The 15,715-nt window shown below is 70.5% G+C and carries 13 protein-coding genes; 4 read left to right on the plus strand and 9 right to left on the minus strand.

What is annotated here, in order from left to right; genetic code table 11:
• Nucleotides 1-13: 13 nt before the first annotated feature.
• A complete protein-coding gene (locus ACQEU8_RS10505; RefSeq protein WP_433099164.1) occupies nt 14-1,051 on the plus strand; it encodes an agmatine deiminase family protein in 1,038 nt (345 codons plus the stop codon).
• A 50-nt stretch (nt 1,052-1,101) separates the two neighbouring features.
• Complete coding sequence (locus ACQEU8_RS10510; RefSeq protein ID WP_433099166.1) at nt 1,102-1,752, plus strand: TetR/AcrR family transcriptional regulator; 651 nt, start codon at nt 1,102-1,104, stop codon at nt 1,750-1,752.
• Nucleotides 1,753-1,856: 104 nt separating this feature from the next.
• Here the strand turns inward: ACQEU8_RS10510 and cimA are convergent, their stop codons facing one another.
• From cimA to ACQEU8_RS10530, 4 genes are all read right to left on the minus strand, one after another.
• Complete coding sequence (gene cimA, locus ACQEU8_RS10515) at nt 1,857-3,461, minus strand: citramalate synthase (RefSeq protein ID WP_433099168.1); 1,605 nt, start codon at nt 3,459-3,461, stop codon at nt 1,857-1,859.
• Between the two features lie 331 nt (nt 3,462-3,792).
• The gene (locus tag ACQEU8_RS10520) at nt 3,793-5,439 is read right to left on the minus strand and encodes an alkaline phosphatase D family protein (protein WP_433099170.1); all 1,647 of its coding nucleotides are present in this window, start codon (nt 5,437-5,439) and stop codon (nt 3,793-3,795) included.
• A gap of 168 nt (nt 5,440-5,607) precedes the next feature.
• The gene (locus ACQEU8_RS10525; RefSeq protein WP_433099172.1) at nt 5,608-6,714 is read right to left on the minus strand and encodes a branched-chain amino acid aminotransferase; all 1,107 of its coding nucleotides are present in this window, start codon (nt 6,712-6,714) and stop codon (nt 5,608-5,610) included.
• Between the two features lie 139 nt (nt 6,715-6,853).
• Complete coding sequence (locus ACQEU8_RS10530) at nt 6,854-7,921, minus strand: 3-isopropylmalate dehydrogenase (RefSeq protein ID WP_433099174.1); 1,068 nt, start codon at nt 7,919-7,921, stop codon at nt 6,854-6,856.
• 128 nt (nt 7,922-8,049) lie between these two features.
• Between ACQEU8_RS10530 and ACQEU8_RS10535 the strand changes: the two genes are divergently transcribed.
• Nucleotides 8,050-9,678, plus strand: coding sequence for a purple acid phosphatase family protein (locus ACQEU8_RS10535; protein WP_433099176.1), 1,629 nt, complete (start codon nt 8,050-8,052; stop codon nt 9,676-9,678).
• 39 nt (nt 9,679-9,717) lie between these two features.
• On the opposite strand, the gene ACQEU8_RS10540 is transcribed toward ACQEU8_RS10535, so the two are convergent.
• The 3 genes from ACQEU8_RS10540 to ACQEU8_RS10550 form a co-directional block, all read right to left on the minus strand.
• A complete protein-coding gene (locus ACQEU8_RS10540; protein ID WP_019355765.1) occupies nt 9,718-9,846 on the minus strand; it encodes a hypothetical protein in 129 nt (42 codons plus the stop codon).
• A 319-nt stretch (nt 9,847-10,165) separates the two neighbouring features.
• The gene (gene pruA, locus ACQEU8_RS10545; RefSeq protein ID WP_433099178.1) at nt 10,166-11,797 is read right to left on the minus strand and encodes an L-glutamate gamma-semialdehyde dehydrogenase; all 1,632 of its coding nucleotides are present in this window, start codon (nt 11,795-11,797) and stop codon (nt 10,166-10,168) included.
• Between the two features lie 45 nt (nt 11,798-11,842).
• On the minus strand, nt 11,843-12,769 hold the full coding sequence (locus tag ACQEU8_RS10550; RefSeq protein WP_433099180.1) for a proline dehydrogenase family protein: 927 nt from the start codon (nt 12,767-12,769) through the stop codon (nt 11,843-11,845).
• Nucleotides 12,770-12,969: 200 nt separating this feature from the next.
• Here ACQEU8_RS10550 and ACQEU8_RS10555 point away from each other — a divergent pair, with 200 nt between their 5' ends.
• Nucleotides 12,970-14,172 (plus strand): PucR family transcriptional regulator, encoded by a 1,203-nt coding sequence (locus ACQEU8_RS10555; protein ID WP_433099182.1) that lies wholly within the window; start codon nt 12,970-12,972, stop codon nt 14,170-14,172.
• A 77-nt stretch (nt 14,173-14,249) separates the two neighbouring features.
• On the opposite strand, the gene ACQEU8_RS10560 is transcribed toward ACQEU8_RS10555, so the two are convergent.
• On the minus strand, nt 14,250-15,047 hold the full coding sequence (locus ACQEU8_RS10560) for a nucleotidyltransferase domain-containing protein (protein WP_433099184.1): 798 nt from the start codon (nt 15,045-15,047) through the stop codon (nt 14,250-14,252).
• Nucleotides 15,044-15,691 (minus strand): DNA polymerase beta superfamily protein, encoded by a 648-nt coding sequence (locus ACQEU8_RS10565; RefSeq protein WP_433099186.1) that lies wholly within the window; start codon nt 15,689-15,691, stop codon nt 15,044-15,046. Before ACQEU8_RS10565 ends, ACQEU8_RS10560 begins: the two co-directional genes overlap by 4 nt.
• Between the last annotated feature and the right edge of the window lie 24 nt (nt 15,692-15,715).

Genomic DNA, 15,715 nt, shown 5'->3' on the forward strand with positions numbered 1-15,715 from the left:
GAATCGCCCTCCCATGAGCAACCGCACGCCCGCCGCCGCCCCGCACATGCCGCCCGAGTGGGCACCGCACGAGCGCACCTGGATGGCCTGGCCCGGCTCCAATCCGACGTTCGAGGACGCGGAGGTGCTGGCCGAGGCGCGGACCGTGTGGGCGTCGGTCGCCCGCGCCGTACGCCGCTTCGAGCCGGTCACCGTGGTGGCCGGCCCGGACGACGTGCTGGAGGCACGCAGGGCGCTCGGTCCCGAGATCGAGGTGGTCGGGCAGCCGCTGGACGACGCGTGGATGCGTGACATCGGCCCCACCTTCGTCACCGAGGGCGGCAGGCTGGCCGCCGTGGACTGGACGTTCAACGGCTGGGGCGCCCAGCCCTGGGCGCGCTGGGAGCGGGACAAGCTGATCGGCGCGTTCGTCGCCGGGCAGGCGGGCGCTGCCGTGCACTCCTCGCGGCTGGTCAACGAGGGCGGCGGTATCCATGTGGACGGCGAGGGCACGGTGCTGCTGACCGAGACCGTGCAACTGGGCCCCGAGCGCAACCCCGGCTGGACGCACGAGGAGGTCGAGGCCGAGGTGCACGCGCAGCTCGGCACCCGCAAGGCGATCTGGCTGCCGCGCGGACTGACCGCCGACTACGGCACGTACGGCACCCGCGGCCATGTCGACCTTGTGGCCGCGTTCGCCGCGCCCGGCGTGGTCGTCGCGCACACCCAGCCCGACCCCGCGCATCCGGACCACGACCTGTGCAAGGAGACGGTCAAGCTGCTGCGTGCGGCCACCGACGCACGGGGCAGGCAGCTGGAGGTCGTCGAACTGCCCGCGCCGACGGTGACCCACACCGCGGACGGCGAGCCCGTCGACTACTCGTACGTCAACCACTATCTGTGCAACGGCGGTGTGGTGCTGTGCGGTTTCGGCGACCCGCGCGACGAGCACGCGGCGGGCATCTTCCGCCGGCTCTTCCCGAAGCGCACGGTCACGCTGGTGGACGCGCGTACGGTGTTCGCCGCCGGGGGCGGCATCCACTGCATCACGCAGCAGCAGCCCCGGGTTTGAGCGGCGCCCCGTTAGGCTGAACGGCGCAGAATTGACGGAAGGACGCGGCGGTGGCCACAGAGGCGGAGAAGCGTGAGCGCCCAAGGCGTGCGGGCTCCAATGGTGGTCGCCGACGCGCGGCGCAGCCCAGGGAGCGGCTGCTGGCCACCGCCATGGAGATGATCGCCGAACGCGGCCTGGACCGGCTGACGATGGCCGCGCTCGGCCGCGAGGTCGGCATGAGCAGCGGCCATCTCGTCTACTACTTCAAGACCAAGGACGAGCTGCTGTTGCAGACCCTCCAGTGGAGCGAGGAGCAGCTGGGCGCCGAGCGGCGTGCCGCGCTGGCCCGCCGGATACCGGCCCGCGAGCGGCTGGACGCGCTGGTGGAGCTCTATCTGCCGGACGGTCACCGGGATCCGCACTGGGCGCTGTGGCTGGAGGTGTGGAACCGTTCGCAGTCCGGCGACGACGAGGTGCGCGCCCGCCAGCTGGAACTGGAGCTGAGCTGGCACCGGGACCTGGTGGCGCTGCTGGTCGAGGGCATGGCCCGGGGCGAGTTCGCGACGGTCGACGCCGACCGGTTCGCCACCCGCACCCGCGCCCTCCTCGACGGCTTCGGCACCCACCTGGTGGTGGGCCTGCCCGGGGTGGACAGAGCGCAGGTCCTGGGCCACGTACGCGACCACTTCGACGAGTCCCTCACACCGGGCAGCAGCTAGCCGCGCCCCGTCAGGGGCGCGGGGAACTGCGCGATCAGCCACGAAGAAAGCCGCAGCCTGCGGACGGCAGCCAGGGGCACCCCCTCACCAGCAGCGACGAGCCCTCAATCGTGGGCCTCGACCCCCGCCCGCAGCAGCCCGTACGTATAGCCGTCGTCCAGGGCCTGCCAAGAGGCGGCGATCACGTTGTCCCCCACCCCGACCGTCGTCCACTCCCCACTGCCGTCACTCATCGACAACAGCACCCGCGTCGTGGACGACGTTCCGTGCGCGCCCTCCAGGATGCGGACCTTGTAGTCGACCAGGTTCAGCCGGGCCAGCTCGGGGTGGATGCGTTCCAGCCCCGCCCGCAGCGCCCGGTCCAGCGCGTCGACCGGACCGTTGCCCTCGCCGGTGACGACGATGCGCTCGCCCTTGGCCCACAGCTTCACCGTCGCCTCGTTGACCTGCATCCCGTCCGGCCGCTGCTCGACGATGGCGCGCCAGGACTCCGCGCGGAAGAACCGGGGCGCGGTCCCTGCCGCTCCGCCGTGCACCTCGTCGCGGAGCAGCAGTTCGAAGGAGGCGTCGGCGGCCTCGTACGTATAGCCCTTGAGCTCCTGCTCCTTGACGCGCTCGACCACCCGGCCGACCAGTTCGCGGTCGCCGCTCAGGTCGTAGCCCAGCTCCTTGCCCTTGAGCTCGACGGAGGCGCGTCCTGCCATGTCGGAGACGAGCATCCGCATGGTGTTGCCGACGAGTTCGGGGTCGATGTGCTGGTAGAGGTCCGGGTCGATCTTGATCGCGGAGGCGTGCAGCCCGCCCTTGTGGGCGAACGCCGAGGTGCCGACGTAGGGCTGGTGGGTGGACGGGGTCAGATTGACGACCTCGGCGATGGCGTGCGAGATACGGGTGGTCTCGGCCAGCGCGCCCTCGGGCAGTACGCGCTTGCCGTACTTGAGCTCCAGCGCGGCGACGACCGGGAAGAGGTTGGCGTTGCCGACGCGCTCGCCGTAGCCGTTGGCGGTGCACTGCACATGAGTGGCGCCACCGTCCACGGCGGCCAGCGTGTTGGCGACGGCGCAGCCGGTGTCGTCCTGTGCGTGGATGCCGAGCCTGGCCCCGGTGTCGGCGGCGACGGTACGTACGAGGGCCTGGATCTGCGCGGGGATCATGCCGCCGTTGGTGTCGCAGAGCACCACCACGTCGGCGCCCGCCTCGTGCGCGGTGCGTACGACCTGCTTGGCGTAGTCGGGGTTGGCCTGGTAGCCGTCGAAGAAGTGCTCGCAGTCGACGAAGACCCGGCGGCCGTGCTCGCGCAGATAGCCGACCGTCTCGGAGATCATCGACAGGTTCTCCTCCAGCGTGGTGCGCAGGGCCAGCTCCACATGCCGGTCGTGCGCCTTGGCGACCAGCGTGACAACCGGTGCCTTCGAGTCGAGCAGCGCCTTGACCTGCGGGTCGATCTGCGCGGGTACCCCCGCCCTGCGGGTGGAGCCGAACGCGACGAGCTGGGCGTGCTGGAAGTCGATCTCTTTCGGGGCGCGGGTGAAGAACTCGGTGTCGCGCGGGTTGGCGCCGGGCCAGCCGCCCTCGATGAAGCCGACACCGTATTCGTCCAGGTGACGGGCGATGGTCAGCTTGTCGGCGACGGTCAGGTTGATGCCCTCGCGCTGTGCGCCGTCACGCAGGGTGGTGTCGAAGACATGGAAACTGTCGTCGGGGGTCATGGCTGATGGCTCCTGCTGGGTTCAGTGGTTGCGGAAGGAAGCGCTCCACTTGCCCCCATCATCCCTCGCGCCTCGATCTCCGGCCGGGTGGGCCGGAAAACGAAAAAACCCCTCGCGGATGCGAGAGGTCTGCGCGCGGGTCTGGGGCACGGTGTCCGCTGCCGCACGGGGTCTGCCACGGCAGTCGGTCACTGCGGACCGGCGCGCCTGCTGCCAATAATCATGACGAACGAGGGCACGGAGGGAGTCTTGCACACAACCACCCCCGTGCCCTCTCCTGTCTCACGATGCGAAAAGCCACCGCTCAACCGGGCCGCGGGTCGGGCACCGCTCACACCTGACGCAGCCCCTGCTTGCCGACCTCGGTGACGAAGGACGCGGCGGTGCCGATGGACCCGCCGGGCTTGGTGACGACGGCGACCGTACGGAAGTCCGCGCGGCCCTGCTGTTTGTCGAGCCGCACGGTCACATAGCCGCGGTGGCCGTTGTAGAACTTCAGATGCGGGTTGGCGCCCATATAGCTGTTCCAGTTCGCGACCCTGTCCACACCGTCCTTGCCGCTGGTGATGGAGGTGGCCACGATCTCGGTGCCCATGGTGCGGGACTGCTGGTCGCCGAAGTCGCGCTTGATGTCGTACGCGTACGCCCGGTGCACATCTCCGGTGAGCACCATCAGGTTCGCGATCCCGGCGGCCTCGGCGCCCGCCAGCAGCCGCTCGCGGGAGGCCGGTGCACCGTCCCAGGCGTCCATGCTGACCTTGTAGGCGTCGGTGTTGTCGCTGCGCCGCTCGGAGAAGGTGACCTGCTGCGGGACGACGTTCCACACGGTGTCCGAGGCCCGCCACCCGTCGAGCAGCCAGCGCTCCTGCGTCGCGCCGATCATGGTGCGGGAGGGATCCGTGGACTCGGGGCCCGGCCGCTGCCAGCCGTCGCCGTACGCCTGGTCGGAGCGGTACTGGCGGGTGTCGAGGATGTCGAACTGGGCGAGCTTGCCGAACCGCACCCGGCGGTAGAGCTGCATGTCCGGGCCCTTGGGCCGCTGGGGCCTGCGCAGCGGCAGATTCTCCCAGTACGCGCGGTAGGCGGCGGCCCGGCGTACCAGGAAGTCCTGCGCGGCGCCCCCGTCCTCCGGGACGTCGTCCGCGTAGTTGTTCTCCGTCTCATGGTCGTCCCAGGTGACGAGGAACGGGTGCGCGGCGTGGGCGGCCATCAGGTCGGGGTCCGACTTGTAGAGCGCGTACCGCAGCCGGTAGTCGTCCAGCGAGACCGTCTCCCGGTTGAAGACGTCCGGCAGCGCGCGGTCGGTGTAGGCGCGGGCGCCGCCGTGCGCGTCGACGGCGTACTCGTACAGATAGTCGCCGAGGTGGAAGACCAGATCGACGTCCTCATCGGCGAGGTGGCGGTGCGCCGTGTAGTAGCCGTCGTGGTACGCCTGGCAGGAGACGGCGGCCAGCCGCAGCTCGTTGAGGTCGGCACCGGGCGCGGGCGCCGTACGCGTACGGCCCACGGGGCTGAGCCACTTGCCCACCCGGAAGCGGTAGTAGTACACGCGGTCGGCACCCAGACCCTGGGCCTCCACATGCACCGCGTGGTTCAGCTCGGGGTGCGCGATGGTGGTGCCCCGGCGCGCGATACGGCGGAAGCGCTGGTCGTGGGCCAACTCCCACTGGACCTCGACCCGCGCCTTGGGCATGCCGCTGCCGGGCTCGTACGGCTTGGGCGCGAGCCGGGTCCACAGCACGACGGAGCCGGGCAGCGGGTCACCGGAGGCGACGCCCAGGGTGAACGGATCGGCGCTGACGGCTGTGCGCGCGTCCGCCTCCGCGGCCTGGGCGCTGCCCGGGAGATTGGTGGTGAAGGCGAGCACCGCCGCGGCGCCCGTGACAGTCAACAAGCGGCGACGGCCCAATGCCGCCGCCGCTTGTCTGATCTCCTGCTGACTCTCCTGATCCTGCTGTGTCGTCTCATGACGAGGCATCGTGGATCTCGGCCCTCCCGCGAGGCAGTCGATGACACCGTCATGACAGCGCTGCCGAAAGGCCCTTCAGGTACGGAAGCCCGACCGCTACATGTCAGGTACATGTACGTCGAATCGGTTCCGGTCTTACCGTGACAAGCCCCACGATGTCCGTGAGGCCGTACCCGCTCAGGAACCGACCGTGTGCATCCAGCCGTGCTTGTCCTCCGCCTGGCCGGTCTGGATCGCCAGCAGCGCCTCGCGGAGCTTCAGGGTGATCTCCCCCGCGCCGCCGTCGCCGACCTTCCACTGACCGCGCGCCGACTTGACCTCGCCGACCGGTGTGATCACCGCGGCGGTCCCGCAGGCGAAGACCTCGCTGATCGAGCCGTCGGCGTTGCCCGCCCGCCACTCGTCGGTGGTGATCCGCGTCTCGCCCGTCTCGTAGCCCAGGTCGGCGGCTATCCGCAGCAGCGAGTCACGGGTGATGCCCGGAAGCAGCGTGCCGGTCAGCTCAGGGGTGACGATCCGCGCGTCCTGCCCGGTGCCGTGGACGAAGTAGAGGTTCATTCCGCCCATCTCCTCGATGTAGCGGCGCTCCACGGCGTCCAGCCAGACGACCTGGTCACAGCCCTGCTCGGCGGCCTCGGCCTGGGCCATGAGCGAGGCGGCGTAGTTGCCCGCGCACTTGGCCTCGCCGGTACCGCCAGGAGCCGCGCGCACATACTCCTCGGACAGCCACACCGAGACCGGCTTGACGCCACCCGGGAAGTACGAGGCCGCGGGGGACGCGATCACCATGAACGTGTACTGGTTCGCCGGCCTGACGCCCAGCCCGACCTCGGTGGCGAACATGAAAGGACGCAGATACAGCGACGCCTCGCCCTCGCCGGGCACCCACGCCTTGTCCTGCGTGACCAGCAGATCGCACGCCTCGATGAACGTCTCCACCGGCAGCTCGGGCATGGCCAGCCGGCGGGCGCTGCGCTGGAAGCGGCGCGCGTTGGCGTCCGGCCGGAACACCTTCACCGAGCCGTCGGGCTGCCGGTAGGCCTTCAGCCCCTCGAAGATCGACTGCGCGTAGTGCAGCGTCATGTTCGCCGGGTCCAGCTGGAGCGGGGCATACGGCTGCAACTGCGCGTCGTGCCAGCCACGGCCCTCGGTCCACTGGATGGTGACCATGTGATCGGTGAAGTACCGCCCGAAACCCGGGTCAGCCAGTACCGCTTCACGCTCGGCGGCACCGAGGGGTTGAGCGGCGGGCTTCAAGTCGAATGCGATACGGGGCGTCGTCATGTCCGCGGTCCTTAACTCTTTCGGGGCACCCCCTCTTAGGGCGGCACACCCCGATTATCGCGCGCGGGTCAACCGCCACCGGACGCGGGTGCGAGCCCCTGTTCCCGCCCCGGGAGCCGGACAGGGGCCCGCAAACGGCTCAGCCTGCGACGCGGGCCGCCAGGGCGTCGCCGATCTCGTCGGTGCTCCGCGTCGATCCGGCGCCGCGCTCGGCGAGATCCGTGGTGACGGCCTCCTCGATGCGGGCGGCCTCGGCCTCGTAGCCGAGGTGCCGCAGCAGCAGGGCGACGGACAGCACGGTGGCCGTCGGGTCGGCCTTGCCGGTGCCGGCGATGTCGGGGGCTGAGCCGTGCACCGGCTCGAACATGGAGGGGAACTCCCGCGTGGGGTTGATGTTCCCGGAGGCGGCGAGCCCGATCCCACCGCTGACCGCGGCGGCGAGGTCGGTGATGATGTCGCCGAAGAGGTTGTCGGTGACGATCACATCGAACCGCGCGGGGTCGGTCACCAGGAAGATGGTGGCCGCGTCCACATGCAGATAGTCGGTGGTCACCTCGGGGAACTCGCGCCCGACCCGGTCGAAGGTGTCCTTCCACAGATGACCGGCGTGCACCAGCACATTGTTCTTGTGCACCAGCGTCAGCTTCTTCCGCGGCCGCGCCTGCGCCCGCGCGTACGCGTCGCGTACGACCCGCTCCACACCGAACGCGGTGTTGACGCTGACCTCGTTGGCGACCTCCTGCGGGGTGCCCTTGCGGATCGTCCCGCCGTTGCCGACGTACGGCCCCTCGGTCCCCTCGCGGACGACGACGAAGTCGATCTCCGGACGGCCCGCCAGCGGCGAGGTGGTGTTCGGGAAGAGCTTGGAGGGGCGCAGGTTGACGAAGTGGTCGAAGGCGAAGCGAAGCTTCAGCAGCAGGCCGCGCTCCAGTACGCCGGAGGGGACGCCGGGGTCACCGATGGCGCCGAGCAGGATCGCGTCGTGCGCCTTGAGCCGCTCCAGCTCGTCGTCGGTGAGGGTCTCCCCCGTGGCGTGCCAGCGTTTGGCGCCGAGATCGTACTCGTGCGTCTCCAGCTTGACGTCCTGCGGGAGGACGGCGGTGAGGACCTTGAGGCCCTGTGCGACGACCTCCGGGCCGATTCCGTCGCCGGAAATCACTGCCAGGTCGATGGTGCGGTCCGTGCGGGATGCCGTTCCTGAAGCCATGCGCAGACACTACTCCCCGTCCCAGGTGGTGACATAAGCCTGTCCGTATGACGGACGACGCATGCCGTTCACGGCGCGTATCCGCCGCTGTCTTCCGTCAGTTGGCGCCCGTTGAGACCTTGGTTCCCATGGCCGCGAACGATCTGCCCGACCTTGGAATCCCGGCCCGGCTCGCCGAGCGCATGAGCATGGCCGAGCAGCACGCCTATCTGCGCGAAAAGCTGACCCGGAAAGTCCGCCCCGCCACCGGATCCGGTGGCCCCACCCGGCGCGGCGTACTGCGCGGCGGCGGGCTGATGGCCGCAGCCGCCGCCGGGGCGGGAGGGCTGGTCATCGGCTCGGACGCCGCCCTCGAGGGCGGCACCCGCGGCGCCCCCGCACCGGTGCCGCCCCGGGCAGCCGTGGACGGCAAGCTGGTGGCACCGTTCGGCCGCCATCTGGCGTTCGGCGCGGACCCCAGAACCCAGATGCGGGTCTCCTGGCAGGTTCCGTTCGCCGTCCGGCGCCCGTATCTGCGCATCGGGCCCAAGCCGTGGGAGCTGGGCCGGAAGGTGGCGGCGGAGGTCCGCCCGCTGCACACCACGTCACTCGGCCGCCATCTGCCCGACGTCGAACAGCTCTATCTGCACGTCGGTCTGGACGGGCTGACGCCCGGCACGACGTACTACTACGGCGTCGGCCATGACGGCTTCGACCCCGCCTCGGCCGAACGCCTGGGCACCGTGGGCTCGTTCACCACCGCACCGTCCGGCAGCGAGCAGCCGTTCGTCTTCACCGCCTTCGGCGACCAGGGTGTCAGTGCCGAGGCACTCGCCAACAACCAGCTGCTGCTCGGCCAGAACCCGGCCTTCCATCTGCACGCGGGAGACATCTGCTACGCCGACGACACCGGGCACGGCAAGAAGTCCGACACCTACGACGCCCGCGTATGGGACCAGTTCCTCGCCCAGACCGAGCCGGTCGCCTCCCGCGTGCCGTGGATGGTGACCACCGGCAACCACGACATGGAGGCCTGGTACTCCCCCGACGGCTACGGCGGCCAGGCCGCCCGCTGGTCCCTCCCCGACAACGGCCCGGACCCGCGCCGGGCGCCCGGCGTCTACGCGTTCGAGTACGGGAACGTCGGGGTGATCGCCCTCGACGCCAACGACGTCTCCTACGAGATCCCGGCCAACCGCGGCTACACCGACGGGGCGCAGACGCGGTGGCTGGAGCGGACACTGAAGCGGATGCGCGCCGCGCGGCGCCTCGACTTCGTCGTCGTCTTCTTCCACCACTGCGCGTACTCGACCGCTACACACGGCTCGGACGGCGGGGTGCAGGACGCGTGGGTGGCGCTGTTCGAGCAGCACCACGTCGATCTCGTGATCAACGGGCACAACCATGTGTACGAGCGCACCGATCCGGTACGGGACGGTGCGCCCACGCGCGCGGTGCGGGTGGGGGACGCTACCGATCCGGTACGGGACGGCACCGTGTACGTCACCGCCGGCGGGGGCGGGAGGGAGCTGTACGACTTCTCGGCGCCGGACAGCTACGAGGGTCACCTCGACGAGAGGGACAGCGTCCCGGGGATCCGCTGGACCAAGGACCGGGACTCCGACCGGGGGCAGGTGGACTGGTCCCGGATCCGCTACACGGGATTCTCGTTCCTCGCGGTGGAGTCCCGGCCAGGACACCGGCCATCACTCGAGGTGACGGCCCTGGCCCGGTCGGGCAACCGCATCGACCACTTCACCGTGCAGCGCCGTCGCTGATCTCGCGGGTACCGGCGGGCTTAGCCCGCCGGGCCCGGGTCAGCGGCGGTCGAAGGCGCGCTGGAGGGCTTCTGCCGCCTTGCGGCGGTCCTCCTCGCGGAGGCGGGCCGCGGCACGGGAGCGGCGGACGCGGGAGGCGGGAACGTGGGTGGCTGTGGGCGTGGCCATAGGAATGCAACTCCTTCTGCACGACATAGGACGCAAGGAGAGATCTGCCAGACAGCCAAAGGCGCGGGGACAACCGGTGCGGCAGGGATCACCTGCCTGAGACGCACGGGCGTCGCATCCACGAAGCGCTCGGTCGAGCGAGACGATCGGCTTCCTACAAAGATAAGAGCCGACGGCCGTGATGTCTCGCCAAATAGTTGGCCTTCCTACTATCTGAGACGAGACCCACATCGGAGCTGCACAAAGGGACGGGCCCGGCCCCCCTCCGTAGAGACGGGGAAGGAGGCCGGGCCCTCATCGCACAGGGGCCACGGGGGAATCAGCCCATGTGCGGGTACCGGTAGTCGGTCGGCGCGACCTGGGTCTCCTTGATCGCGCGCGGCGAGGACCAGCGGATCAGGTTGAACTTCGAGCCGGCCTTGTCGTTCGTGCCCGAGGCCCGGGCGCCGCCGAACGGCTGCTGGCCGACGATCGACCCGGTGGGCCGGTCGTTGAGGTAGAAGTTGCCCGCGGCGAACCGCAGCTTCTCGGAGGCCTCGGCCAGGACCGCCCGGTCCTTGGCGAGCACGGCACCGGTCAGCGCGTACGCGGAAGCCGACTCCATCTGGTCCAGCATCGCGTCCCAGTTCTCGTCCTCGTAGACGTGGATCGCGATGATCGGGCCGAAGTACTCGGTCTTGAAGACCTCGTTCTCCGGGTCGGAGCAGACGATGACGGTGGGCGAGACGAAGTAGCCGACGCTGTCGTCGTATGTGCCGCCCACCAGGATCTCGCAGGCCGGGTCGGCCTTGGCGCGCTCGATGGCGGCCTTGTTCTTGGCGAAGGCCCGGTCGTCGATGACGGCGCCGATGAAGTTGGACAGGTCCGTCACATCGCCCATGGCCAGCCCCTGCACCTCGGTGGCCAGCGCGTCCTTGAAGCCGCTCTCCCAGATGGAGCGGGGCAGATAGGCGCGGGAGGCGGCGGAGCACTTCTGGCCCTGGTACTCGAAGGCGCCGCGGGTGATGGCGGTCTTGAGCACGGCCTGGTCGGCCGAGGAGTGGGCGACGATGAAGTCCTTGCCGCCGGTCTCACCGACGATGCGCGGGTAGGACTTGTAGCTGGAGATGTTCTCGCCGACGCTCTTCCACAGGTGCTGGAAGGTGGCGGTCGAGCCGGTGAAGTGGATACCGGCCAGGTCCGGGTGCGGGATGGCGACCTCGGAGACCTCCTTGCCGTCACCGGTCACCAGGTTGATGACGCCCTTGGGCAGCCCGGCCTCCTCCAGCAGCTCCATCAGCAGCACGGCCGAGTGGGTCTGCGTCGGGGACGGCTTCCAGACCACGACGTTGCCCATCAGGGCCGGAGCGGTGGGCAGGTTCCCCGCGATGGCGGTGAAGTTGAACGGCGTGATCGCGTAGACGAAGCCCTCCAGCGGGCGGTGGTCCATGCGGTTCCAGATCCCGTTGGGCTGGATCAGCGGCTGCTCGGTCATCAGCTCACGCGCGAAGTGCACGTTGAAGCGCCAGAAGTCGATCAGCTCGCAGGGCGCGTCGATCTCGGCCTGCTGGGCCGTCTTGGACTGGCCGAGCATGGTGGACGCGGCGATCGTCTCGCGCCAGGGGCCGGACAGCAGCTCGGCGGCCTTGAGGATGATCGCGGCACGGTCGTCGAAGGACATCGCCCGCCAGGCCGGTGCCGCGGCGAGCGCCGCGTCGATGGCGTCCTGCGCGTCCTGCCGGGTGGCGGTCGCGTAGGTGCCGAGGACCTTCCGGTGGTTGTGCGGCTGTACGACGTCGACGCGCTCGCCGCCGCCCATGCGCTTGACGCCGTTGATCGTCATCGGCAGCTCACGGGGGTTGTCGGCCAGCTCCTTGAGCTTGGCCTCCAGGCGCGCACGCTCGGGGCTGCCGGGTGCGTAGGTGTGCACCGGCTCGTTGTACGGGGCGGGGACCTGGGTCACGGCGTCCACGGTTGCTCCTTGTGTCGGGGTGGGCGGTCTGTCTGGGCCGGTGTCTCAACTACGGGTGACGAGTGAGCGCAGGAAGAAAGCCATGTTCGCCGGGCGCTCCGCGAGGCGTCGCATGAAGTAGCCGTACCAGTCGGTGCCGTACGGGACATACACCCGCATGCGATGACCCTCCGCGACCAGTCGCTCCTGCTCGGCTGCGCGGATGCCGTAGAGCATCTGGAACTCGTACTCGTCCCGCTTTCGACCGTAACGCTCGGCCAGGTTCTGGGCGATGGCCACCATGCGGGGGTCGTGGGAGCCCACCATCGGGTAGCCCTCGCCGGCCATGAGGATCTTCAGGCAGCGCACATACGCCCGGTCGACCTCGCGTTTGTCCTGGTAAGCGACCTCGGGGGGCTCGTTGTAGGCGCCCTTGACCAGCCGGACGCGGGAGCCCTCGCCGGCCAGCGCGTAACAGTCCTTCTCCGTACGGAAGAGGTAGGACTGGAGGACGGCGCCGGTGCCGGGGAAGCGCTCGCGCAACTGGCCGAGGATGGCGAGCGTGGAGTCGACCGTGGTGTGGTCCTCCATGTCGAGGGTGACGGTGGTACCGGCGGCGGTGGCGGCCTCGACGACGGGCAGCACGTTCGCGTAGGCCAGGTCGTGCCCGCCCGGCAGGGCCTGCCCGAAGGCGGAGAGCTTGACCGACATCTCGGCGTGCTCCGCGAGCCCGGCACCGGCCAGGGCGTCGGTCAGCGCGAGGTAGGCGTCGCGGTTGCGGAGGGCTTCCGACCGGTCGGTGATGTCCTCGCCGAGGTGGTCGACGGTGACCTGCATACCGCGCTGGGCCAGCGCCGTGACGGAGGTCAGACACTGGTCGAGCTGCTCGCCCGCCACGAACCGGTCCACCATCGGGCGGGTCACCGGGGCGGCCGCTACGAGGCGGCGGATGCTGTCGCTGCGCGCGGCGGCGAGGAGCACGGGTCCCAGCACGGGGCACCTCCACGAGTTGTTCTTGTGGGCGGCTCGGTGACGCGGGCACAGCGAAGATGTGGCGCGGGAGCCACCACGAAGTTAAGGATCGCTCCGTCTCCCGGACCATCGACAGGTGTCACGCGTCCGTGGTCCGGCTCTCAGACAGCTGTATGAGAATGGGTGAAGGTACCGGTACACGTCACGAGGAGGCCCACGGTATGCGCGAGGACTACCAGGCGCTGATCGACGAGGTCTCCCAGTTGCTGGGCACCCCGGCCACGCTGGAGGGCCGGGATTTCTCGCTGATCGCCTTCGGGGCGCACGAAGGCGGCGCCGACGGTGACGACGGGGAGCCGGCCGCAGGACCCGCGCTGGACTCGGTTCGCACCCGCACCATCCTCCAGCGGCGCTCCACCCCGGCAGTGCGCGCCTTCTTCGAGAGCTTCGGCATCGCGCGGGCGAGCGGCCCCGTACGCATCGATCCCGACCCGTCCGCCGGCGTAGTGCACGGCCGGATCTGTCTGCCCGTGCGCGATCGCGGGGTGGTCTACGGCTACATCTGGCTGCTGGACGACGGCACGCTGGAGCTGACCGACCCCCGGCTGGCCGCCGCGATGGCGGTCGCCGACCGTACCGGCGCCCAGCTGGCGGCGGACTCCCGCACGGAGGAGCGGACCGGGGAGCTGCTGTACTCCGCACTGGCCGAGCGCGGCGGGGCCGTGCGGGACGAGGCGGTCGCCGGACTGGGTGCGGCGCTGGGCGAGGCGGCGTCCGGGCCGCTGGTGCTGGTGGCGGTGGCGCCGTGGCCGGAGGAGAGTGTCCCGGGAGCCGGCCGCGCCCCGCTTCCTGCCGCACTCCCCCGGCTGATGGCACAGTGTGTACGGGACGGAGCGCTGGCCGCGCTCGTACGGCTGCGTACGCCGCACGGTTTGGAGGCGGCCCGCGCGGTGGCCGACCGCCTGCTGCGCACGCCGGGCCGGGTCGAGTCGGCCGCCCAGGCTCCCGGCCCCACAGCGGGGCTGAGCAGCCCGCGTTCCGGACTGGCCGAACTCCCCGCCGCCTGGCACGAGGCCCGCGCCGCCGCCCGGGCCGCAGCCGCCGAGTCACCGCCCAGCGCCCTCGCCGAGTGGGACACCATCGGCCCCTACCGGTTGCTCACCGGCATCCCCCTCGCCCCCGGCTCCGCGCCGGACCCCGCGGTACGGGAACTGCTCCGGCCCGCCCACCAAGAACTGGCCCGCACAGCAGAGGTCTTCCTCGACTGCGCCGGCCAGGCCGGCCGCGCCGCCGCCGCCCTCGGCATCCACCGCCAGACCCTCTACTACCGCCTCTCCCGCATCGAACGCCTCACCGCCCTCGACCTGGACAACGGCGAACACCGCCTCCTCCTCCACATGTCCCTCAAGGCAGCCCGCCTGTAAGTAGCGGTAGTTGAGGGCAGCCCGCCTGTGAGCAGCGGTAGTTCAGGACTGGACGCGGCAGACACCGCACCCCGCCGCTACGGCGGCAGCAGCGCCACCCGCGCCCCGACGACCAGCTCCTCCACCTGTGCGCGGACGGTGGGCCTCTCCGGTAGCGCGGTCTCCAACTCCGCCCGGTCCAGCACGGCGTGCAGGGCCGCGACATCGGCGGCCAGCCGTTCCGCGCCCGGGGCGCCGTCCGCCTGGCTGAGCAGGCCGTGTTCGGCCGTCTCCTTGGCGGCGACCAGATCGGGGAGGTATCCGGGCGCCTCGCCGACGGCCTGGGTCAGCGACGGCAGATGAGCGAGCACCTCTTGGGCGCGCATCAGATGGATGCCCGTCAGCAGTACCCGGAACGTGTACAGCAGCGGCTTCAGTTGGCCGGTTCTCTCGAACAGCCGCAGCTGCGTCCGGGCGAAGCCCCGGTAGTGGCGGGCGTGGTGCCGGGTGAGCAATCCGGGTGCGAGGTCGGCCAGTTCGGCATGGGTCGGCGAGGAATGGACGACCAGTGGGGACAGCAGCTGCTCCAGCACATATCCGTTGGGCCGCAGCAGCAGTCTCGCGAACTTGGCCAGGTCGTGCGTGACCAGGTCGCTCTCCAGCCCGTCGTGGTCCCAGGTGCGCGCGTGCGTCTCCGCCGGCCTGTCCAGCCCGAGCAGCGCGCTTACGGGCAGCAGATGCACACCGCGCAGGTCGACATCCGAGTCACGGGAAGGGAAGCCGTACAGATGCGCACCGGAGACGGTGGCGAACAGCAGCACGTGCGGATGGTCCGTGAGCAGCGGCGCCAGGTCGGGCAGTCCGGCCGCGGCGAGGGGGGCTGCGGAGGCGGTCATGTCCTGTGGGCTCCTTCCTCGCTCAGGCAGCGGCGGCGTACGGATATCAGCCAGTCCTCGACGCGGGCGCGATCGGGCTCGGCCGGGAGAGGGCTGGTGGCGAGGGCGTCGTCGAGGCGCCGCGTCAGCTGCTCCGCCCAGCCGACGGTCTCCTCCCAGCTCCGCTCGCCGTGCCGTACGGCCAGCAGGCGCTCGCGGTACTCGCCCGCATCGAGGGTGAGGGTGCCGGTCCGTAGCAGCGCCGCTCCGTCGAGCAGCAGTCGGATCAGGTGCATCATCTGCTTCCAGCGGACCTCACCACTCCGTCGCCGACGGTTCTCGGCCCTGGCCAACTGCGCCTGCGCGAAGCGCGCGTAGGTGCGATGGACGTCGCGCGAAAGAAAGGAACCCGCCAGTCCGCGCAGCTCCGCGCCCAACGGAGTACAGCGCTCCACCAGCGGGCTGTGCAGGACGGCGCGACGTATTACGCCGCGCCGACGCTTGCGTACCCGGCATCGGGGTGCTGCGCTTGCCCACCCTGCGCCCCTGGCGCAGACTGCCCAAGCGCAGAAAGGGGACCGCGCCCCGTCAGGGGCGCGGGGAACTGCGCGAGCAACCACAACGCAACCCGCAGCCCGCAAACGGCGGGCAGGGGCACCCCTCACCGGAACAACGGAGAGGGCCGCCCA

This window comes from Streptomyces sp. CA-250714 (assembly GCF_050936705.1).
In the GTDB taxonomy this organism is placed as follows: domain Bacteria; phylum Actinomycetota; class Actinomycetes; order Streptomycetales; family Streptomycetaceae; genus Streptomyces.